The organism is Pseudomonas sp. MG-9 (assembly GCF_018729515.1).
Lineage (GTDB): Bacteria > Pseudomonadota > Gammaproteobacteria > Pseudomonadales > Pseudomonadaceae > Aquipseudomonas > Aquipseudomonas serboccidentalis.
The window spans coordinates 492,878-514,909 of the sequence record NZ_JAHHZH010000002.1 but is presented as its reverse complement, the minus strand read 5'-3'; the positions used below and the strand labels follow the sequence as shown (position 1 = coordinate 514,909).

Here is a 22,032-nt window from a genome sequence, read left to right as displayed (position 1 = left end):
GAAGGCTGCGATCTTTTGATCTTGATCTGTAAAGGCAAAAGATCGCAGCCTTCGGCATTTCCTACAGGGATTGGGGTATTACTGAATCTCTTCAGGCTTGACGATCACCCAGTTCTTGTCCGCCGTCACCGGCAAACCTTCCTTGGCCTGCGCCGCCGCGTGCTTGGCCATCATGCCGTTGAGCTGAGTCATGTATTTGTCCTTGCGGTTGACCCACAAGTGAATACCGCCCTTGGCCACATCCACATCGTGGAACAGCATGTAACCGTCGCTGCTCGGGGTATCGCCGCCCACCAGTACCGGTTTTTTCCACTCGTCGATGTAGGTCAGGATCGCCGCGTGCTTGCCAGCCATCCAGGTCGCCGGGGTCCACAGGTACGGGGTCAGTTCGAGGCCGAGGTTGGCCTTCTCGTCATACTTGCCCGCCGTGATCTGCTTGCGCGCAGTGGTCAGCTCGCCGGTTTCGCGGTTCTTCAGCAACGTGGTCACGCCGATCACGTTTTGCGGTTTGACGTTGTAGCCGTACTTCGGATCAGCCGCGACCATGCGCACCAGCTCTTCGGAGGCGGCGGTCATCACGTAGACCTCGATGCCGTTCTCCATCAGCTTGTTGTACAGCTCGGCCTGGCCGGTGAAGACTTTCGGCGGCTGCACGTCGAGATTCTTCACCACATCGCCATCGTAATAAGTCGCCGGCACCGGTTTACCCGACGCCATCAACTCATCGACGTAGCCTTTGAGTTCCTTGAGGGTGAAGCCGGAGAACACCTGCGCCACCCACGGGTAGCAGACCATGTCGTCGACTTCACACAGGCGATAGTAGTAGCTGAACAGGCTTTCCTTGTGGTCGGCGGTGTCCTTGAACGGCATCAGTTTCAGGGAGGGATCGAGCTTGTCGCGGGTGATCAGACCCTTGTTTTCCATGAACGGCAGCAACGACTCTTCGAGGTCGTAGCGGTAACTGGTGTTGTCCATGTCGAACACCGCGTAGTTACCCTTGTTGGCGTTGGCCGCGATCATCGCGTCCAGTGCCTTGGCCTGATCCGCCGGCCAGTGTTTCAGGTCGGTGGCGAACGCCTGACCCGCCAGACCCAACCCTAACGTCAGTGCGACAGCGAGAAACTTCGGTGCAAACTTCATTGGCGCTTTCTCCCCTGATGTAAAGACATCGACGCTAACAAATAAGTGTGAAAGTCCTCGTCTGTCAGCGACCGCTCGCGTCCCTATCGCGCCATTTGCATTCCTGAGAACGACTCGCGCTTATTCCAAAAGCGACTATCACCATGCGTTTTCGGTATTAATTCATTGGAAATCAAGCTGTTAGGCTTGCCGGTTCGCAGTTGCCCCAGAAGGCGACTGGCACAAGTCTTATCGGAGTGTTCATGAATCTGCCGCTGATCCTCAATCTGCTGGTGTTCCTTGCCCTGCTCTTCGGTCTGGCGCAAACCCGCCACACCACCTGGAGCCTGGCGAAAAAAGTCCTGCTCGCGCTGGGTCTGGGCGTGGCGTTCGGTGTGGCCCTGCACAGCATCTATGGTGCCGGCAATCCGGTACTGAAAGCCTCGATCGGCTGGTTCGATCTGGTCGGCAACGGCTACGTGCAATTACTGCAAATGATCGTCATCCCGCTGGTGTTCGCCTCGATCCTCAGCGCGGTCGCGCGCCTGCACAATGCCTCGTCGCTGGGCAAGATCAGCTTCCTGACCATCGGCACCCTGCTGTTCACCACTGCGATTGCGGCGCTGATCGGCATCGGCCTGACCAACCTGTTCGGCCTCACCGCCGAAGGCCTGGTCGCCGGCACTCAGGAAATGGCCCGTCTGCAAACCATTCAGACCGACTACGCCGGCAAGGTCGCCGACCTGAATGTGCCGCAGCTGCTGCTGTCGTTCATCCCGCAGAACCCGTTTGCTGACCTGGCCCGGGCCAAACCGACCTCGATCATCAGCGTGGTGATTTTCGCCGCGTTCCTGGGGGTTGCTGCGCTGCAGCTGCTCAAGGATGACGTCGAAAAAGGTCAGAAAGTGATCAACGCCATCGACACCCTGCAAGCCTGGGTGATGCGTCTGGTGCGTCTGGTGATGAAGCTGACCCCGTACGGCGTGCTGGCACTGATGACCAAAGTGGTCGCCGGTTCCAACCTGCAGGACATCATCAAGCTTGGCAGTTTCGTCGTGGTCTCGTACCTCGGCCTGGGCCTGATGTTCGTCGTGCATGGCCTGCTGGTGTCGGTGGCCGGGATCAACCCGCTGCGTTTCTTCCGCAAGATCTGGCCGGTGCTGACCTTCGCGTTCACCAGCCGCTCCAGCGCGGCGAGCATTCCGCTTAGCATCGAAGCGCAGACCCGTCGGCTGGGGATTCCGCAGTCGGTGGCGAGTTTCGCCGCTTCGTTCGGCGCGACTATCGGACAAAACGGCTGCGCCGGCCTGTACCCGGCGATGTTGGCGGTGATGGTTGCGCCAACGGTGGGCATCAACCCGCTGGATCCGCTGTGGATCGCGACGCTGGTGGCGATTGTGACCTTGAGTTCGGCCGGTGTGGCCGGTGTCGGTGGCGGCGCGACGTTTGCCGCACTGATCGTACTGCCGGCGATGGGTTTGCCGGTGTCACTGGTGGCGTTGCTGATTTCGGTGGAGCCGCTGATCGACATGGGTCGTACGGCGTTGAACGTGAGTGGTTCGATCACGGCGGGCGCGATTACCAGTCAAGTGATGCAGCAGACTGATAAAGAACTGCTGGATGCGGATGAGCATGCGGAGCTTGCTCAGGCTTGATGTAAAGCAAGATCAAAAGATCGCAGGCTTCGCCAGCTCCTACAGGGGAAATGCGTAAACCTTGTAGGAGCTGCCGCAGGCTGCGATCTTTTAAGCTTTTTCCCAGACTTCGAAGTTGTACGCAGGCTTGTCGCCCTCAGCCGGATTCGGCACGTTCGACACCAGTTTCCACTGGTTCAGATCAAACTCCGGAAACCACGCATCGCCCTCCGGGCTCAGCGCCACACGAGTCAGGTACAGACGATCGGCCTGCGCCAGCCCTTGCGCATACAACTGCGCGCCACCAATCAACATCAGCTCATCGACACCCTGCGCTTTCGCCCATTCCTCGGCGCGAATCACGGCGGCTTCCAGTGACGGATACACCTCCGCCCCTTCCAGCACCAAATCTGGCTGACGGCTGACCACGATGTTCAAACGGCCCGGCAACGGACGACCGAGGGAATCCCAGGTCTTGCGGCCCATGATGATCGGTTTGCCGAGGGTCGTGGCCTTGAAGTATTTGAAGTCCCCCGGCAGGTGCCAGGGCATGCTGTTGTCGACGCCGATCACCCGGTTTTCACCGAGGGCTGCGATCAGGCTGAGGGGGAGTGATTTAGTCATGCCGGCGAGGATACCAGAGCCTCGCTTGACCCGATAAGCGCCACAGCGGTTATGCTCACGGCTCAATTGAGCAACGGAATAGCGCGTGACTGAACTGACTCCACTGCAAAACCTCTGGCTGACCGAAACCATTCGCCTGCGCGAAGAACACGCCGGGCCGCTGGAGGACCTGGAAGCCAATCGTCTGGCCCGCGCGGCCGGCGGCGATCTGCCGAGCCGCATTCAACGCCGGGCGACATGGCTGGCCGAGCGCGACGGACTGAGCGCTGCGCTGACTCACTGGCTCCAAGGCGCACGTCTGGCGCTGGTGCTGCTGATGGCCTTCGCGGTACTGAGCGGCGCCGGACTGGCCTTCGCCGCACTGAGTCAGACACCGGTCAATGTGTTCTGGGCCTTGGGCAGCCTGCTCGGGCTGAATCTGATTCTGCTGCTGAGCTGGGCGCTGGGACTGATCTTCGCCGGCGAACACGGCGCCACTCTTGGCCGCTTGTGGCTGTGGCTCAGCGAAAAATTCGCCCGTGACACCAAAGCCGCACAACTGGCACCGACCCTGCTGTTGATGCTGCAACGCAAAAAACTCAACCGCTGGGCGCTCGGCACACTGGTCAACGGTTTGTGGCTGCTGGCGATGCTCAGCGCGCTGGTGTTGCTGCTGACGCTGATGGCGACCCGGCGCTACGGCTTCGTCTGGGAAACCACCATTCTCAGCGCCGACACCTTCATCAACATGACCCAGGCCCTCGGCACGTTGCCGACGCTGCTCGGGTTCAACGTGCCGACTGTGGAGATGATCCGCGCCAGTGGCGACGCCGCGCTGGGCATCGAAAGTGCGCGTCAGGCCTGGGCGACCTGGCTGGTCGGCGTGCTGGTGGTCTACGGCGTATTGCCGCGCCTGCTGCTGGCCGTGTTGTGTTTCTGGCGCTGGCGTCGCGGCAAAGCCGCGCTGAGCCTGGACCTGAACCTGCCCGGCTACGCCCAGTTGCGCGAACGACTGATGCCGACCAGCGAACGCCTCGGCATCAACGACGCGGCGCCGGAACAGTTGCATCGAGTCGAAAGCCACGTCAGCGAACATGCGAGCGACGGCGCCCTGCTGGTGGCCATCGAACTCGACGACCAGCGCCCATGGCCACCGGCCCTGCCGAAAACCGTGAGCAACGCCGGGATTCTCGACAGCCGCGAATCGCGCAACAAACTGCTCGAACAACTCAGCCGCTTCCCTGCGGCGCGCCTGTTGATCGCCTGCGATCCTCGGCGCTCGCCGGATCGCGGCAGCCTCGCGCTGATCGCCGAACTGGCGCGCAACGCCAGCGCCACCCGTGTCTGGCTGCTGCAAGCGCCGCCCGGTGAAGCGCTGGACAGCGCCCGCCTCGGCGACTGGCATGTGGCGCTGCAACAGCTTGAGCTGGAGTTTGCCGATTGCGCGCCGTTGAACTGGCTGGAGAGCGGTCATGACTGATGCCCGTAAAGCGCCGCTGAAACTTGCGGTGGTCGGCCACACCAACGTCGGCAAGACCTCGCTGCTGCGCACCCTGACCCGCGATGTCGGTTTCGGCGAAGTCTCGCATCGCCCGAGCACCACCCGGCATGTCGAGGGTGCGCGATTGTCGGTGGACGGCGAGCCGTTGCTCGATCTCTACGACACGCCCGGGCTGGAAGACGCCATCGCTCTGCTGGATTTCCTGGAGCGTCTGGAGCGCCCCGGCGAACGCCTCGACGGCCCGGCGCGACTGGCACGGTTTCTCGACGGCAGCGAGGCGCGCCAGCGTTTCGAACAGGAAGCGAAAGTGCTGCGGCAACTGCTCGCCTCTGACGCCGGACTCTATGTGATCGACGCCCGCGAACCGGTGCTGGCCAAGTACCGCGACGAACTCGAAGTGCTCGCCAGTTGCGGTAAACCACTGCTGCCGGTGCTCAATTTTGTCAGCAGCGCCAGCCATCGCGAACCGGATTGGCGCGAAGCGTTGGCGCGGCTCGGCCTGCATGCGCTGGTGCGCTTCGACAGCGTTGCACCGCCGGAGGACGGCGAGCGGCGCCTGTACGAAAGCCTCGCGTTGCTGCTGGAAAACGCCCGGCCGCAACTGGAGCGGCTGATCGCCGATCAACAGGCCCAGCGCCTGGCGCGCCAGCAAAGTGCGGCACGCTTGATCGCCGAACTGCTGATCGATTGCGCCGCGTGCCGGCGCAGTGTGGTCAGCGACGCCGAACAGGAACAGCAAGCAATCAGCGAACTGCGCAAAGCCGTGCGTCAACGTGAACAGAAATGCGTCGAGGCATTGCTCAAGCTCTATGCGTTTCGCCCGCAAGATGCGGCAGCCAGTGATCTGCCGTTGCTCGACGGGCGTTGGGGCGATGATTTGTTCAACCCGGAGACCTTGAAGCAGTTGGGAGTGCGCGTCGGCGGCGGGATTGCGGCAGGCGCCGCTGCCGGGGCTGGTGTGGATTTGCTGGTGGGCGGCATTACCCTCGGCGCTGCGGCTTTGGCCGGTGCAATCGCTGGCGGCGCGCTGCAGACCGCGCGCAGTTATGGCAGTCGTTTGCTGGGCAAGATCAAGGGCCAGCGGGAGTTGACCGTAGATGACGGCGTGTTGCGGTTGTTGGCATTGCGTCAGCGGCAGCTGTTACTGGCGCTCGATCAGCGCGGGCATGCGGCGATGGACGCGGTTCAGGTGGCAACACCGCAGGACAAGACCTGGCGCGAGGGCAAGTTGCCGGATGCGCTGAGCAAGGCGCGAGCGCATCCGCAGTGGTCTTCGCTCAATCCGCATGCGAAGTTGAATCAGGCGGAGCGGCAGGAGCAGATTGATTTGCTGGCAGCAGATTTGTAGCGTCTGATCTGGCGCCATCGCGAGCAGGCTCACTCCTACAATGGATCGCGTTCACCTTGTAGGAGTGAGCCTGCTCGCGATAGCCGTAACTCGGTCCAGAGACTCAAACTACCAGCAGCCGCGCCGCTTTCTCCTTCAATACCCCAAGATCCATCACCGGCACCCCCATCTCCTTGGCCAACTCATCCCACTGCCGCATACGCAAACTCACGGCACAAAGCGGATCACGCTCAAACGCATCCGCCTCGGCCTCAGTCATCACCCCGCCCTGATACTCCAGCGTGCGACGACTGGCTTCACTCAACCGCTCAAAGTACCCAGGCTCGCGCAAGGTCAGATAGCGCTTGGCCTGCACGTGATATTCCACCAGCCGCGCCAGGCGCTCGCTGAAACCCGCCTCACGCAAATAATCCGCCCCCAGCCGCTCATGGCTGACCACGCCATAACCGCCCATGTTCTGCGCGCCCTCGGCACACAAATGGCCGATGTCATGGAAGAACGCCGCCAGTACCACTTCGTCGTCGAAGCCTTCGGCGATCGCCAGTTCGGCGGCCTGGGACATGTGTTCGATCTGCGACACCGGTTCGCCGATGTAATCGCGGGTGCCGAAGCGCTCATACAACCCGAATACCCGGGCGACGACTTGTTGGTGATCTGCCATCAGATTTCCTCCAGCAGCTGCGCGATGTTGCGCTCGGCCAGCGCCGGGCCGACGCTCATGCCGACGCCGGTGTGCATCAACGCCACACTCAGCCCCGGCGCCGGGCGCAGGAACGAAAACGGCCCCGGCCCCCGTGCACCATAGACGCCCTGCCAGCGCTCGAGCACTTGCACCTTGCAGCCCAATGTCTGCTCGGCCAGTTCCAGCATCCAGTTGTCGACCTGCTCTGCATTGAACGGTGACGGATCGCTGCCGTAATGGTGCGAGTCGCCGATGATCAGTTCGCCATAAGGCGTCGGGCTGATCAGCAGGTGAATGCCGTTGTCATGCAGGTGCGGTTGCTCGCGCAGGATCTGCGCCTGCACCGCCGCCGCTTCCGGTAAATCGGCAAAGGCGCCGTAGTGCACGCAGCTCAAACCGGTGAGCAAGGCGTGTTCCAGATTCAGCGCGACTTGCGGTTTGGCGCGGAGCATTTGCAGGCGGCAGATCTGCGGGTCGAGCGCGGCAATCGGCTCGGCCAGCAGGGTCTGATAATCGTGGCCCGAGCAGACGATGATCTGCTTCGCCGTGAAGCTGCCGGCGGTACTGTGCAGACGCCCCGGTTCAACGTCGCGCACCAGCGTCGAGAAGTGAAATTCGACGCCGAGGTCGCGGCGCAGATAGTCGATCAGCGCCGGGATGGCTTCGCGCGAGTACAGCTGTTGATCGTCCATACCGTGCAACGCAGCGCGGTGGTGGCCGAACTGGCCGTGGTACAGATCGCGCAGGGCAGCGCCGCGCAGCAGCTGGATGTTGTAACCGTGTTCCACGGCGCGACCATTGCAGAAGGCTTCCAGCAGATGTTCTTCAGCTTCCGTGCGGGCGAACAGGTAGGAACCGTTGCGCTTGATCTGCAAACCGGCGAGTTGCGCCCAGTCGCCCCAGATGTCGCGGCTGTCCTTCGCCAGTTCGAGCATCGGGCCGGGTGGCTGACCGGTGACCAGCGCCTGACCGAAGTTACGCACCGAGGCGCCGAGGGGCGTGGCGGTGCGTTCGAATACGCTGACCGTGAGGCCGCGCCTGGCGGCGGCGTAAGCGTGGGACAGGCCGAGGATGCCGGCGCCGACGATGAGCAGGTCTTTGTGTTGGGTCATCTGGATTTTTCCTGAATTCAGAACCGCCATCGCGAGCAGGCTCACTCCTACAGGGGAACGCATTCCAATTGTAGGAGTGAGCCTGCTCGCGATGAGGCCCTGTCAGTCGATAGAGATCTTACTTGGCGGCGACCTTCTCGGACTTGCCGTCATAACGCTTGCGCCACTCGGTCAGGATCTCGTCGCGGTTCTTCGAGGCCCAGGCAAAGTCGTTCTTGATCAGGCGCTGCTCGTAGTCGGCCGGCAGTTCAGTCTGCGGCTTGGCGATGCCCGGCTGGGCGAGGACGGCGAAGTTTTCCTTGTACAGGTCCATCGCCTCGGCGCTGGCAGAGAAGTCCGCGAGTTTCTTCGCCGCTTCTTCATGCGGCGTGCCTTTGATCACGGCAGTGGCTTCGATCTCCCAGCCCAGGCCTTCCTTCGGCAGGATGATGTCCAGCGGCGCGCCCTGACGTTTGAGCTGTACAGCCGGGTATTCGAAGGAAATACCGATCGGGAACTCGCCCGCAGCGGCCAGTTTGCAAGGCTTGGAACCGGAGTGAACGTACTGGCCGATGTTCTGGTGCAAGCCATCCATGTAGGCCCAGCCCTGCTTCTCGCCAAAGGTTTGCAGCCAGGCGCTGACGTCGAGGAAACCGGTGCCGGACGACGCCGGGTTGGGCATGACGATCTTGCCTTTGTACTCAGGCTTGGTCAGGTCCTGCCAGCTCACGGGTTTGCTCAGGCCCTGCTTCTCGGCCTCGACGGTGTTGAAGCAAATGGTCGCGGCCCACACGTCCATGCCGACCCAGGCTGGCGGGTTGGCGGCGTCGCGGTAGTTCGCGCCGATCTTGCCCAGATCCTTCGGCGCGTAGCTTTGCAGCATGCCCTGCTGATCGAGAATCGCCAGGCTCGATGCGGCCAGGCCCCACACCGCGTCAGCCTGCGGACGCGCCTTCTCGGCCAGCAGTTTGGCGGTGATGATCCCGGTGGAATCGCGCACCCACTTGATCTCGACATCCGGGTTGGCCTTCTCGAAAGCGGCCTTGTAAGCGGTCAGTTGCTCGGCTTCGAGGGCGGTGTACACCGTCAACTCGGTTTTTGCCGCAAAGGCATTCAGGCTGAAAGTAGCGAGCACAGCAGCGGCCAGGGCCATAGGCTTGAACATGATCGTTTTCCTGTAGGTGAGTTGAGGCTGTGGGGATAAGTCGTCAATCAGTGACCGGGCGCGGTTTGCCGCCAGGCCTGGGAACGGCGCAGCAAGCCGCGCGAAGCCCACGCCAGCAGCAAGGACACGCCTGCCGAGGTGAACAGAATCAGGGTCGACATCGCTGCCGCGCCGCCGACGTTGCCGGCGTCATCCATGTTCAGCACCGCCACCGCCGCGAGGATGGTGTCGGGGCTGTAGAGGAAAATCGCCGCCGACACCGTGGTCATCGCCGAGACGAACAGGTAGCGCACGATGTCCAGCAGCGCCGGCAGGCAGATCGGCACGGTGACGCGCAGGTAGTGCCGGTACAGCGGCGCCTTGAGCGACAGCGCGGCGGCTTCGAACTCGGCGTCGAGCTGGCGCAGCGCGGTGGTCGCGGTCATTTGCGCGGTGGTCAGGTAGTGCGCAATGGTGCAGACAATCAGCAGGGTCATCGTGCCGTAGAGCACGTGCAGCGGGTTGCCGGTGAGGTTGAAGAAGAAGACGTAACCCAAGCCGAGCACCAGCCCCGGCACCGCCATCGGGATGAAACTGAGCATGCGCAATGTCAGGTTGAGGCCGCGTTGCATGCGGGTCTTTTCCATCAGATACGCGCCAGTGAAGATCAGCACACTGCCGATCAGCGCCGTGCCCAGCGCCATCTTCAAGCTGTTGCCGTAGGCCAGCCAGCCGCCGCCGGCGGTTTCGTTGAACTGGTAATGGTTGAGCGACAGCGCCAGGTTGTACGGCCAGAACTTCACCAGCGAGGAGAACACCGCCATGCCGAACACCAGAATCAACGCGGCGCTGATCAGCAGGACAATTGCCAGATAGCAGGCATCACGCCGCTTCGACGGCGTCGGTTTGAACACCTGGGCGCGACCACTCATGGAGTCGCCGTGACGCCGACGCAACCAGGCATCGACACCGAAGCTGAACAGCGCCGGCAGCAACAGCACCATGCCGATCAGCGCCCCACGACCGAATTGCTGCTGGCCGACCACGGCTTTGTAGGCTTCCAGCGCCAGCACCTGATAGTCGCCACCGACCACCACCGGCACGCCGAAATCGGTGATGGTCAGGGTGAACACCAGACAGAATGCGGCAAACACCGCCTGCCGGGTCGCCGGCCAGGTGATGCTGCGAAAGGCTTTCGCCGGACTCGCGCCCATGCTCGACGCGGCATCAAACAGGCGCGCATCCGCCAGCGACAGCGCCGACAGCAGAATCATTAACGCGTGCGGAAAGGTGTAGATCACCTCACCGAGCACAATCCCCCAAAACCCGTAGATGTTGTCCGACAGCAGCCCACGCAACATGCCCTGGTTGCCGAACAGATAGACCAGCGCAATCCCCGGCAGCATCGATGGCGCCATCAATGGCAGCAGGGAAATCCCGCGCCAGATGCCCTTGGCCGGGATCAGTGTGCGTTGCAGGGCGTAGGCAAACAGGTAGGCCAGCGGTACGACGATGGCCGCGACGCTGAGGGAAACTTTCAGGCTGTTGCCGAGCAGCCAGTGGAAATTGTCACTGGTCACCAGCTCTTTCGCCGCTAGCCAGCCACCGCCCTGCCCGGCCTCGCTGCTGAAGCCGCGCCAGAAGATCGCCAGCAAGGGCAGCAGCACCGCGACACCGAGCAGCAACAGCAGCAGGAGTTTGCCGCCGAGGACGAAGATCCGGTCACCGACCTCGGCACCGGACACCTGCCGCGCCTGCTTGTGCGGTAGCGGCAGTGCGATGTTCGCGCTCATCAGGCGAACACCTGCAGGCTGCGCGGTGGCAAGGCGACCATGATCTGCTGGACGCCAAGGCGCGGCATGGCTTCCGGCGCCAGTTCGGCGAGCAGTGCGTGGCCCGGCAGTTGATCGAGTTCGAAGCTCATGCGGCAGCGGTTGCCGAGGAAGGTGATCTCGCGAACCTTGGCCGGGAACAGGTTCTCTTCGTGCACCAGCGGGTTGACGTTGATCGCTTCCGGGCGGCAGAACAAACGGCCCGAGGCGCTGTGTACGCTGCCATCGGCCAGGCGCAGGTTCATCCCGCCGACCTGTGCATGGCTGGCGCTGCTGCGCTGGAACGGCAGCCAGTTGCCCTGACCGACGAACTCGGCCACGAACGGCGTGGCCGGGCGGTTGTAGATTTCCTGCGGGGTGGCGTACTGCTCGACCCGGCCGTTGTTCATCACGGCGATGCGGTCGGCCATCAGCATGGCTTCGTCCTGATTGTGGGTGACCATCAGGGTGGTGATGCCGAGGTTGCGCTGCAGTTGGCGCAGCTCGGTGCACAGATGCTCGCGCACCCGGGCATCGAGGGCCGACATCGGCTCATCGAGCAACAACAGCGACGGCGCCGGGGCCAGGGCGCGAGCCAGTGCGACTCGCTGCTGCTGGCCGCCGGACAACTGGCCCGGGTACTTTTTCTCACTGCCGGTGAGGCCGACCAACTCCAGCATCTGACCGACACGACGGCGCACTTCGTCGCGACCACTGCCGGCGAGTCCGTAGGCGATGTTCGCCTCGACCGTCAGATTGGGGAACAGCGCGTAGGACTGAAACAGAATGCCGTAGTCCCGGGCCTGCGGCGCCAGGTGCGAAACGTCGCGATCACCGAGGTACAACTCGCCACTGTCCTGCTTCTCCAGCCCGGCGATGCAACGCAGCAGCGTGGTCTTGCCACAGCCCGACGGGCCGAGCAGGCACACCAGTTCCCCGGCCGCGACATCGAGGGAGACGTTATCCAGCGCGGTGAACGCGCCGAAGCGCTTCTGCACGCCGCGCACTTTCATCGGCGCACCGGGGTTGGTCAGGGCAGTTGCGATGGCAGGATTCATGGACAGACCTCATCAAGCAGATGGGGCCAATCCTAGAGTTGTAATGCGTCCGTCATGTGGCAGTGAGGCAAAAACGGCCGATAGTGGTATTCGGGGATTTTGGTTGGAGATCAAAAGATCGCAGCCTTCGGCAGCTCCTACATTGGAATGCGTCCCCCTGTAGGAGCTGCCGAAGGCTGCGATCTTTTGGTCTTCAAGCCGGGGACATTTCCTGGGCCAACCCCAGAAACGCCGCCGGCAACCGCGCGCCCTTGCGCTCCTTGAGGCAATACAGATACTCGGGAATCTGCGGCGCGTTCTCGATGGTCAGCACCCGCAATTGCGGATCGTGCGGCACTTCCTGACGGGCAATGATGCTGATGCCGATGTTGCGCAGCACTGCCTCACGGATCGACTCGCGGCTGCCGATCTCCAGCAATGGGCCGAAACTGACCCCGGCGCTGGCCAGCAACTCCTCGGTCAGACGCCGGGTGGTCGAGCCGGTTTCACGCATCAGCAAGGTATGCCCGGCCAATGCGCTCAACGCCACATGCTCCTGGGCCGCCAGCGGGTGGTTGCGATGCACCGCCAGCACCAGCGGGTCCGTGCCCAGCACCCGGCGAATCAGCCGCGCATCCTCAAGCAACTGCGACGACGCCGCAACGTCCACCCGGTAATCTTCCAGCGCTTCGAGTACCTGTTGCGAGTTGCCGATTTCCACCGACACTTCCACCTGGGGCAGGCGCTCGCGGAAGGTCTTCACCAGATCGAGAATGTAATACGGCGCAGTGGCGGCGATGCGCAACGTGCCCTGCACCTGCCCGCTGTTGCGCAGGAAGAACTCGATGTCCGCCTCCTGCTGCAACAGCGCCTTGACCATCGGCAGCAACCGCGCGCCTTCGTCGCTGACACTCAGACGCCGACCGCCACGGTAGAACAGTTCCACCGAATACTGGCTTTCCAGGTTGCGGATCTGCGTGGTCACGGTCGGTTGGCTGAGGCCGAGCTTTTTCGCCGCCAGCGTAATGCTGCCCAGACGGGCGACCATATAAAACGCTTTCAGCTCGGCACTCAGCACAACCACCCCTCATCGTTTACTTGCGCAACAGGCGCAAGCCGTTGAACACCACCAACAGGCTCACGCCCATGTCGGCGAACACCGCCATCCACATGGTGGCGAGCCCGGCGAAGGTTACCCCAAGAAAGATAGCCTTGATCACCAGGGCCAACGCGATGTTCTGTTTCAGGATGCTGGCGGTGTTGCGCGACAGGCTGATGAACGCAGGAATCTTGCGCAGATCGTCGTCCATCAGGGCGACATCGGCGGTTTCAATCGCGGTGTCGGTGCCGGCCGCCGCCATGGCGAAACCGATCTCGGCGCGGGCCAGTGCCGGGGCGTCATTGATGCCGTCGCCGACCATGCCCACGCGATGCCCCTGTGCATAAAGTTCTTCGATGGCTTGCAGTTTGTCGGTAGGGAGCAAGTCGCCCTTGGCCTGGTCGATACCGACCTGCGCGGCAATCGCCTGCGCGGTGTGTACGTTGTCGCCGGTGAGCATCAGGGTTTTCACGCCCAAGGCATGCAACTGGCGGATCGCTTCGCGGCTGGTTTCCTTGACCGTGTCGGCCACAGCAAACAGCGCCAACGGGCCAGAGCTGTCGAGCAGCAGCACCACGGACTTGCCCTGCTTCTCCAGGGCGAACAGTTTTTCTTCCAGTTGCGCCGAGCACAGACCCAGCTCTTCAACCAGACGGTGATTACCCAAGTGATAGGTCTGGCCGTTGACTTGCCCCTTCACGCCACGCCCGGCCAGTGCTTCGAAGTTATCCACACTCAGCACGGCGAGGTTTTTATCCACAGCCGCATTGGCGATCGCCAGCGACACCGGGTGATCGGAACGCCCGGCCAGCGCGGCGGCGATTGCCGGAGCGGTGGCGTCGGCGGTCGGGTCCAGCGACAGGTAATCGGTCTGCACCGGTTTGCCGTGGGTGATGGTCCCGGTCTTGTCCAGCGCCAGATAGTCGAGCTTGAAACCGCCCTCCAGGTACACGCCGCCCTTGACCAGAATGCCTTTGCGCGCCGCTGCCGCGAGGCCGCTGACGATGGTCACCGGGGTGGAAATCACCAGTGCACACGGGCACGCGACCACCAGCAGCACCAGCGCACGGTAGATCCAGTCGAACCACACCGCGCCCATGAACAGCGGCGGGATGATCGCCACGGCCAGCGCCAGGACAAACACCACCGGGGTGTAGATTTTCGAGAACTGATCGACGAAGCGTTGGGTCGGAGCGCGCGCGCCTTGAGCCTGCTCGACGGCGTGGATAATCCGCGCCAGGGTCGAGTTGTTCGCTGCGGCAGTCACGGTGTATTCCAGCGAACCTGCCTGGTTGATAGTGCCGGCGAAGACTTTGTCACCGACGGTCTTCTCCACCGGTAGACTTTCGCCAGTGATCGGTGCCTGGTCGATGGTCGAACTGCCGCTGACCACTTCGCCGTCCAGCGCGATACGCTCGCCGGGTTTTACCCGCACGCGGGCGCCGAGTTCAACGCTTTTAACCTCTTGTTCGATCCAGTTGCCGTCGGCTTGCTGCACGGTGGCCTGTTCCGGGGTCATCTGCATCAGACCGCTGATGGCATTGCGGGCGCGATCCAGCGAGCGCGCTTCGATCAGCTCGGCCACGGTGAACAGGAACATCACCATCGCCGCTTCCGGCCACTGCCCGATCAACACCGCACCGGTTACAGCGATGCTCATCAGCGCGTTGATGTTGAGGTTGCGGTTCTTCAGGGCGATCCAGCCCTTTTTATAGGTGGTCAGGCCACCGCTGAGGATCGAGATCAGCGCAATGATCGCCACCACCCAGGTTGGCGCGGCGTTAGTGAAGTGGATCACTTCGGCGGCGAGCGCACCGACGCCGGACAGCGCCAACGGCCACCAGTGTTTTTTCACCGGCACAGGGGCCGGCGCTTCGACGCCCGCCTCCAGCGGTTCGGCGTGCATGCCCAGGGACGTGATCGCTTCGGTGATCGGCGCGGTGTCCGGCAGGTTGTGGGTGACGCCGAGCACGCGGTTGATCAGGTTGAATTCCAGTTGCTGCACGCCGGCCAGTTTGCCGAGCTTGTTCTGGATCAGCGTCTGCTCGGTCGGGCAGTCCATCGCTTCGATGCGGAAGCTGCTCAACCGGGCGTCAGCGCTGGTCTTTTCGCTCAGTTGCACCAACGCAGGCGCAGCGGCTTTAGACGAGCAGCAGGAGTCGCCGCCATGTGAATGCTTATGCACAGGCTGCAATTTGTGGCTGTGATCGTGCCCGTCGCCCGGCTTGTGGGAGTGGGGGTGGTTGTGCTGGGAATCGCTCATTGGTCGCGTCCATGAAGGTGCCTGTTGCCAAGTAAAGACCCTGTAGCCACTATAGGGTCAAGCACCCTTTTGGAGATTGCCGTCATGAAGATCGGAGAACTGGCCAAGCTGACCGATTGCGCCGTGGAAACCATCCGCTACTACGAGCGCGAGAACCTGCTGCCGGAACCGGCGCGCAGCGACGGCAACTACCGCGTCTACACCCAGGCCCACGCCGAACGCCTGACCTTTATCCGCAACTGCCGCACCCTCGACATGACCCTCGAAGAGATCCGCAGCCTGCTGACCTTGCGCGACAGCCCGCAGGATCAATGCGAAAGCGTCAATGCGCTGATCGACGAACACATCCAGCATGTGAAGGCGCGAATCGACGGGTTACTGGCCTTGCAGACACAACTGCTCGACCTGCGCCAACGTTGTAGCGAAGGGCCGGGGGCGGATCAGTGCGGGATCTTGCAGCGGCTGGAGGTGAGTGGCGGGGTTGTGGCGACGGAGGTGGAACATTCACATGTGGGCCGTAGCCACGGCCATTGAGAACACCCCAAACCTAATGTAGGAGCTGCCGAAGGCTGCGATCTTTTGATCTTGCTGTTTATAAGATCAAAAGATCGCAGCCTTCGGCAGCTCCTACATAGGGGTACTGCGTATTGCTTGTCAGACCGCCATAGGCGCGGTCATTGGCGCATGGTGCTCGTAACCTTCCAGCGAGAAATCGCTTGGCTCCACCAGCTCCAGCCATTCCGGCTGATACACACCCGTCTTGGCAAACTCCGGCACGCGGTCGGAGATTTTCAGCTTCGGCATGGCGAACGGCTCGCGCTTGAGCTGTTCGTTGAGCATGTCCAGGTGGTTCTCGTAGACGTGCGCATCACCGATGAAATAGGTGAACCAGCGCGGCGTGTAGCCGGTCAGGCGACCGATCAGGCTCAGCAGCGCAGCGCCTTCGGTGAGGTTGAACGGCGTACCCAGACCCAGATCGTTGGAACGGATGTAGAGGGTCAGGGAGATCTCTTTGGTCTCGACATTCGGGTGGAACTGGTACAGCAGGTGGCACGGCGGCAACGCCATTTCATCGAGCTGGGCGACGTTCCAGCCGTGGAACAGAATACGGCGGCTGCCCGGGTCCTTGATGATCGTGTCGACGCACTGGCGCACCTGATCGATGGCTTTGTACAGCACCACGTAGGCCTGGCCATCTTCTTCGCCCTGGGCGATCTGCTTGTAGCCATTGCTCAAGGTTTGTTCGATGGCGGCAGTGTTGCTCAGCGGGATCTGCTTGTACGCCGGCCACTTGCGCCATTGCACGCCGTAGATTTCGCCGAGGTCGTCCTCGCCCTGACGGAACGGGTTGGCCAGCCACTGCGCGTTTTCGTTGGCGTTCTGGTCCCAGACCTTGCAGCCCAGCGCACGGAATTCAGCGGCGTTGTTCACGCCCCGCAGAAACCCGCACATTTCGCCGATGGCCGATTTGAAGGCCATTTTGCGGGTGGTGATCGCCGGGAAACCTTCCTGCAGATCGAAACGCAGCATCGCCCCCGGGAAACTGATGGTGTTGATGCCGGTACGGTTGGCCTGTTTGGTGCCGTTCTGGATGACGTGCGAGACCAGTTCGAGATATTGCTTCATGAGTTACCTGTGTCCTTTGAGCCCCGGCGTCGCGCGCCGGGGTTCGTAGTTTAAGCGGTCGGCGCAACCGGCGCTGCCGGCGCACGACGATAGGCCAGCCAGATCAGGAACAGTCCGCCGACGATCATCGGCACGCACAGCACTTGCCCCATGGTCAGCCAGTTCCAGGCCAGATAGCCCAGTTGCGCGTCCGGTACACGGACGAACTCGACGATGAAACGGAAGATGCCGTAGAACAGCGCGAACATGCCCGATACCGCCATGGTCGGACGCGGCTTGCGCGAGAACAACCACAGGATCAGGAACAGCGCGACGCCTTCGAGCGCGAACTGATACAGCTGTGAGGGGTGACGCGGCAGCTGCGCCGGATCGCTGAACGGCGGGAAGACCATGGCCCACGGCACGTCGGTGGCTTTACCCCACAACTCGGCGTTGATGAAGTTACCGATGCGCCCGGCGCCCAGGCCAATCGGCACCATCGGCGCAACGAAGTCCATCAGTTGGAAGAACGACTTGCCGTTACGCTTGCCGAACCACAACGCGGCCAGCATCACGCCGATGAATCCGCCGTGGAACGACATGCCGCCCTTCCACACCTCGAAAATCAGCGTCGGGTTGGCAATGTAGGCGCTCAGGTCATAGAACAGCACGTAACCCAGACGTCCACCGACAATCACCCCCATCGACAGCCAGAACACCAGGTCGGAGAGCTTCTCCCTGGTCCAGGTCGGGTCGAAACGGTTGAGCCGGCTCGACGCCAGCAGCCATGCGCCGCCGATGCCGACGAGGTACATCAGGCCGTACCAGTGGATTTTCAGCGGACCGATGGCCAGGGCCACCGGGTCGATCTGCGGGTAAGGCAGCATTGCGACTCCTCGTTAGAGTTGAAACCAAAATTCCCGGGCGACGCTGCCACCTCAGGATTAAGCCAGGATTGCGGCCCGTTCCGACCCAGAAAATCAGAGCAGGAAATTCAGGCCCACGCAGAACAGCAAAGCGGCGAACAGCCGTTTCAGCAAGCGCGGTGACAACTTGTGCGCCAGACGCGCGCCGAGGCGGGCGAAGACCATACTGGTCAGAGCGATGCCCAGCAGCGCCGGTAAATAGACAAAACCGAGACTATGCGGTGGCAACAACGGATCATGCCAGCCCAGAATCATGAAACTTGATGCACTGGCCACGGCGATCGGCAAGCCGCAGGCCGACGAGGTCGCCACTGCTTGCTGCATCGGCACGCTGCGCCAGGTCAGGAACGGCACGGTCAGCGAACCGCCGCCAATCCCGAAAATCGCCGAGGCCCAGCCAATCACACTGCCGGCCACGGTCAGACCGAGTTTACCCGGCACCGTTCGACTGGCCTTGGGTTTGACCTCCAGCGCCAGCTGCACGGCGATCACCAGGGCGAACACACCGATGATCTTCTGCAGGTGGGGCCCGGAGATCGCCTCAGCCGTCAGCGCACCGAAACCGGCGCCGAGCAGAATGCCCACGGTCATCCACATGAAAATCGGCCAGCGCACCGCACCGCGTCGATGGTGCTCGCGCACGGCATTGACCGAAGTGAAGATGATGGTGGCCAGCGACGTCCCTACCGCCAGGTGCGTGAGGATCGACTGATCGAATCCCTGCAAGGTAAAACTGAACACCAGCACCGGGACAATGATGATCCCGCCGCCAACCCCGAACAGCCCGGCCAGCACGCCCGCACAGGCGCCCAACGCCAGATAGAGCAGAAATTCCATGACCGTCTCCCAGACGCATCCCCAAAACCGGAGCGGCATGGTAACGGATGCATGCCCTCCGGCGGAACTGGCGATGGATGCACGGGCGACGACTGCGTAGAGTGAGCAGAAAACACACAAGGACCACCTTATGTGCCTGATTGTTTTTGCCTGGCGCCCGGGCCATGCCCAGCCGCTGATCGTCGCGGCCAACCGTGACGAGTTCTATGCCCGGCCCAGCCTGCCGCTGGCGCAATGGCCGCAAGCGCCGCACGTGCACGCCGGTCGCGATCTGGAAGCGGGCGGCACGTGGCTGGGGATCGGCGCCAACGGGCGTTTTGCCGCGCTGACCAATATCCGCGATCCGCACCAGCCGCCGGCGCGCAAGTCGCGGGGAGAACTGGTGGCGCGGTTTCTCGCGGGCAATGCGTCACTGGATGATTATTTGCGCGATGTGGTCGATCGATCACCGGAGTACGCCGGGTTCAACCTGCTGCTGGGCAATGCCCACGAGCTGTGGCACTTCAATGCGCGCACGTCCGAGCCGGTAATGCTGGCGTCCGGGGTCTACGGGCTATCGAATGCCGGGCTGGACACACCGTGGCCGAAACTGCTCAAGGCGAAGGCGGCGCTGAGCGCGGTGCTGGATGATCCGCAGCCGGCGCGACTGCTGGAGTTACTGGGCGATACGCAGACCGCGCCGTTTGCCGAGCTGCCGGACACCGGGGTCGGGCTGGCGACTGAATCACTGTTGTCGAGTGTGTTTATTGCCAGCCAGAGTTACGGGACGCGGGCGAGTACGGCGTTGATCGTACAGGCGGACGGGACGCGGCGGATGGTTGAGCGCAGCTTTGGGCCGTATGGCGGGCATTTGGGGGAAGTTGAGATCAATACCTGAAGCGACAACCCATGTGGCGAGGGAGCTTGCTCCCGCTCGGGTGCGAAGCAGCCGCATCCAGCCAATGCGATTTCTCTGAAGAACCTCATTGACCGAATTGGGAGCGCTCCGCGCTCCAGCGGGAGCAAGCTCCCTCGCCACAGGGCCAGCAGCTTTTTAGAGAGCCTTGTTGACCGCTGGCGGATTCATCTTCGTCAACCCGAGATTCTTCAGCGCCAGTTGCAGCGAGCTGTGGATAACTTGCGGGTTATCGATGGTCATCAGTTCCGCCAGCAGATCCTTGGCCTTGCTCAGATTGATCTGACGCAGCATCCACTTGACCTTCGGCAAGTTGGTGGCGTTCATCGACAGGCTGTCGAAGCCCATTGCCATCAACAGCACCGCCGCCGCAGGATCACCGGCCATTTCACCGCAGATGCTCACCGGTTTGCCTTCGGCATGCGCATCGCGCACCACGGTTTGCAGGGCTTGCAGCACCGCCGGGTGCAAGTAGTCGTAGAGATCGGCTACCCGCGGGTTGTTGCGGTCTACCGCCAGCAGGTACTGGGTCAGGTCGTTGGAGCCGACCGACAGGAAGTCCACCTGCCGCGCCAGTTCCTTGGTCTGGTACACCGCTGCCGGAATCTCGATCATCACGCCGATGGGCGGCATCGGAACGTCGGTGCCCTCGTCGCGCACTTCGCCCCAGGCCCGGTGGATCAGGTGCAGGGCTTCTTCGAGTTCGTGGGTGCCGGAGATCATCGGCAGCAGGATCCGCAGGTTGTTCAAGCCTTCACTGGCCTTGAGCATGGCGCGGGTCTGCACCAGGAAGATTTCCGGGTGGTCGAGGGTCACGCGAATCCCGCGCCAGCCGAGGAACGGGTTGTCTTCCTTGATCGGGAAGTACGACAGCGACTTGTCACCGCCGATGTCCAGGCTGCGCATGGTTACCGGTTGCGGGTGGAACGCGGCGAGCTGCTCGCGGTAGATCGCCAGTTGTTCCTTTTCGCTCGGGAAGCGCTGGTTGATCATGAACGGCACTTCGGTGCGGTACAGGCCGACACCTTCGGCGCCGCGCTTCTGTGCGCGCGCCACATCGGCCAGCAGGCCGGTGTTGACCCACAGCGGCATGCGGTGACCGTCGAGGGTCACGCACGGCAGATCGCGCAGGGAGTCGAGGCCCAGCGCCAGTTGTTTCTCTTCTTCCACCACCTCGGCGAACTGCTTGCGCAGCACGTCGCTGGGGTTGGTGTAGACCTCGCCGCGATGCCCGTCGACGATCATCTCGATGCCGTCGACCTTGGCGTACGGCAGGTCGACCAGGCCCATCACCGTCGGGATGCCCATGGCCCGGGCCAGGATCGCGACGTGGGAGTTACCCGAACCGAGTACCGAAACCAGACCGACCAGCGTGCCTTCCGGCACCTCGCCGAGCATCGCCGGCGTCAGCTCTTCGCTGACCAGAATGGTTTTTTCCGGGTAGACCAGGTTCTGCTGCCGCTCTTCCTGCAGGTACGCCAAGAGGCGACGGCCGAGGTCTTTGACGTCTGACGCACGTTCGCGCAGGTAGGCGTCGTCCATCAGTTCGAAACGATTGACGTGATCGGTAACCACTTGGCGCAGCGCGCCCTGGGCCCATTGGCCGGTCTTGATCACGGTGGTGACTTCGCTGCCCAGCGAGGCATCGTCGAGCATCATCAGGTAGACGTCGAACAGCGCGCGCTCTTCCGGGCGCAGCTGGGTCGCCAGTTTGGCCGACAACGCGCGCATATCGGCACGCACGCCTTCGATGGCAGTCTTGAACAGCGCCAGTTCGGCGTCGATGTCGGTGATGTGCTTGTCCGGGACGACGTCCAGGTCCGCCGGCGGCAACATCACCACCGCCGTACCGACCGCAGCCCCGGGCGAACCCGGCACGCCGACGAACTTGGCCTCCTGAATGCCCTTGCCCTGACGGCCCAGGCCACGGATCGAACCGGTGGCCTCGGCATGGGCGATAACCCCGGCAAGCTGCGCACTCATGGTCACGAGGAAGGCTTCTTCACCTTCATCGAACTGGCGGCGTTCTTTCTGCTGGATGACCAACACGCCGACGACGCGGCGGTGGTGAATGATCGGCGCCCCGAGGAAGGAGGCGTAGCGCTCCTCACCGGTCTCGGCGAAGTAGCGGTAGCGCGGGTGATCCGCGGCGTTTTCGAGGTTCAGGGGTTCTTCACGCGTGCCGACCAGACCCACCAGACCTTCGTTGGGTGCCATGCTGACCTTGCCGATCGAGCGCTTGTTCAAGCCCTCGGTGGCCATCAGGACGAAGCGGTTGGTCTCGGGATCAAGCAGGTAGACCGAGCAGACCTGGCTGCCCATGGCCTCTTTGACGCGCAACACAATAATCCCCAACGCCGCCTTGAGATCCTTGGCGGAGTTAACTTCCTGGACGATCTTGCGCAGCGTATTGAGCATGGCTCGGGGTCGAACTCCG

General features: G+C 62.6%; 18 protein-coding genes. 5 read left to right on the top strand and 13 right to left on the bottom strand.

Annotation, left to right across the window (positions count from 1 at the left end; all coding sequences use genetic code 11):
* Positions 1–78: 78 nt before the first annotated feature.
* Positions 79–1,140: an HAD family hydrolase gene (locus tag KKQ10_RS07000; protein ID WP_127647950.1), complete on the bottom strand. Its 1,062-nt coding sequence runs from the start codon at positions 1,138–1,140 to the stop codon at positions 79–81.
* 242 nt (positions 1,141–1,382) lie between these two features.
* Between KKQ10_RS07000 and KKQ10_RS06995 the strand changes: the two genes are divergently transcribed.
* On the top strand, positions 1,383–2,774 hold the full coding sequence (locus KKQ10_RS06995; protein WP_127647951.1) for an L-cystine transporter: 1,392 nt from the start codon (positions 1,383–1,385) through the stop codon (positions 2,772–2,774).
* Between the two features lie 90 nt (positions 2,775–2,864).
* On the opposite strand, the gene KKQ10_RS06990 is transcribed toward KKQ10_RS06995, so the two are convergent.
* Positions 2,865–3,377 (bottom strand): dihydrofolate reductase, encoded by a 513-nt coding sequence (locus KKQ10_RS06990; protein WP_215500635.1) that lies wholly within the window; start codon positions 3,375–3,377, stop codon positions 2,865–2,867.
* Positions 3,378–3,462: 85 nt separating this feature from the next.
* Here KKQ10_RS06990 and KKQ10_RS06985 point away from each other — a divergent pair, with 85 nt between their 5' ends.
* Positions 3,463–4,836, top strand: coding sequence for a DUF2868 domain-containing protein (locus KKQ10_RS06985; protein WP_215500634.1), 1,374 nt, complete (start codon positions 3,463–3,465; stop codon positions 4,834–4,836).
* The gene (locus KKQ10_RS06980) at positions 4,829–6,205 is read left to right on the top strand and encodes a GTPase/DUF3482 domain-containing protein (RefSeq protein ID WP_215500633.1); all 1,377 of its coding nucleotides are present in this window, start codon (positions 4,829–4,831) and stop codon (positions 6,203–6,205) included. The genes KKQ10_RS06985 and KKQ10_RS06980 overlap by 8 nt, the downstream gene beginning before the upstream one ends.
* Positions 6,206–6,308: 103 nt before the next feature.
* Here KKQ10_RS06980 and KKQ10_RS06975 read toward each other — a convergent pair whose 3' ends face one another.
* The 7 genes from KKQ10_RS06975 to KKQ10_RS06945 form a co-directional block, all read right to left on the bottom strand.
* On the bottom strand, positions 6,309–6,866 hold the full coding sequence (locus tag KKQ10_RS06975) for a phosphonate degradation HD-domain oxygenase (protein WP_215500632.1): 558 nt from the start codon (positions 6,864–6,866) through the stop codon (positions 6,309–6,311).
* Positions 6,866–7,999, bottom strand: a complete 1,134-nt coding sequence (locus KKQ10_RS06970; RefSeq protein WP_215500631.1) for a TIGR03364 family FAD-dependent oxidoreductase — start codon at positions 7,997–7,999, stop codon at positions 6,866–6,868. The genes KKQ10_RS06975 and KKQ10_RS06970 overlap by 1 nt, the downstream gene beginning before the upstream one ends.
* A 118-nt stretch (positions 8,000–8,117) precedes the next feature.
* Entirely contained in the window at positions 8,118–9,143 is a 1,026-nt protein-coding gene (locus KKQ10_RS06965) for a putative 2-aminoethylphosphonate ABC transporter substrate-binding protein (RefSeq protein ID WP_127647957.1), read from the bottom strand.
* Positions 9,144–9,190: 47 nt separating this feature from the next.
* On the bottom strand, positions 9,191–10,915 hold the full coding sequence (locus KKQ10_RS06960; protein ID WP_215500630.1) for a putative 2-aminoethylphosphonate ABC transporter permease subunit: 1,725 nt from the start codon (positions 10,913–10,915) through the stop codon (positions 9,191–9,193).
* The gene (locus KKQ10_RS06955; RefSeq protein WP_215500629.1) at positions 10,915–11,991 is read right to left on the bottom strand and encodes a putative 2-aminoethylphosphonate ABC transporter ATP-binding protein; all 1,077 of its coding nucleotides are present in this window, start codon (positions 11,989–11,991) and stop codon (positions 10,915–10,917) included. Before KKQ10_RS06955 ends, KKQ10_RS06960 begins: the two co-directional genes overlap by 1 nt.
* A 193-nt stretch (positions 11,992–12,184) precedes the next feature.
* Entirely contained in the window at positions 12,185–13,048 is an 864-nt protein-coding gene (locus KKQ10_RS06950) for a LysR family transcriptional regulator (protein WP_215500772.1), read from the bottom strand.
* A 16-nt stretch (positions 13,049–13,064) separates the two neighbouring features.
* Positions 13,065–15,332 (bottom strand): heavy metal translocating P-type ATPase, encoded by a 2,268-nt coding sequence (locus KKQ10_RS06945; RefSeq protein WP_215500628.1) that lies wholly within the window; start codon positions 15,330–15,332, stop codon positions 13,065–13,067.
* An 84-nt stretch (positions 15,333–15,416) separates the two neighbouring features.
* Between KKQ10_RS06945 and cadR the strand changes: the two genes are divergently transcribed.
* The gene (cadR, locus tag KKQ10_RS06940) at positions 15,417–15,866 is read left to right on the top strand and encodes a Cd(II)/Pb(II)-responsive transcriptional regulator (protein WP_127647961.1); all 450 of its coding nucleotides are present in this window, start codon (positions 15,417–15,419) and stop codon (positions 15,864–15,866) included.
* A 120-nt stretch (positions 15,867–15,986) separates the two neighbouring features.
* Here cadR and KKQ10_RS06935 read toward each other — a convergent pair whose 3' ends face one another.
* The 3 genes from KKQ10_RS06935 to KKQ10_RS06925 form a co-directional block, all read right to left on the bottom strand.
* Entirely contained in the window at positions 15,987–16,958 is a 972-nt protein-coding gene (locus tag KKQ10_RS06935; RefSeq protein ID WP_047596629.1) for a thymidylate synthase, read from the bottom strand.
* Between the two features lie 50 nt (positions 16,959–17,008).
* Positions 17,009–17,824, bottom strand: coding sequence for a prolipoprotein diacylglyceryl transferase (gene lgt, locus KKQ10_RS06930; protein ID WP_127647963.1), 816 nt, complete (start codon positions 17,822–17,824; stop codon positions 17,009–17,011).
* Positions 17,825–17,917: 93 nt separating this feature from the next.
* Positions 17,918–18,700, bottom strand: coding sequence for a sulfite exporter TauE/SafE family protein (locus KKQ10_RS06925; RefSeq protein ID WP_127647964.1), 783 nt, complete (start codon positions 18,698–18,700; stop codon positions 17,918–17,920).
* A gap of 130 nt (positions 18,701–18,830) precedes the next feature.
* Between KKQ10_RS06925 and KKQ10_RS06920 the strand changes: the two genes are divergently transcribed.
* On the top strand, positions 18,831–19,577 hold the full coding sequence (locus KKQ10_RS06920; RefSeq protein ID WP_215500627.1) for an NRDE family protein: 747 nt from the start codon (positions 18,831–18,833) through the stop codon (positions 19,575–19,577).
* A 156-nt stretch (positions 19,578–19,733) separates the two neighbouring features.
* On the opposite strand, the gene ptsP is transcribed toward KKQ10_RS06920, so the two are convergent.
* Positions 19,734–22,013 carry a phosphoenolpyruvate--protein phosphotransferase gene (ptsP, locus tag KKQ10_RS06915; protein WP_127647966.1) on the bottom strand — a complete coding sequence of 760 codons (2,280 nt, stop codon included), beginning with the start codon at positions 22,011–22,013 and terminating at the stop codon, positions 19,734–19,736.
* Between the last annotated feature and the right edge of the window lie 19 nt (positions 22,014–22,032).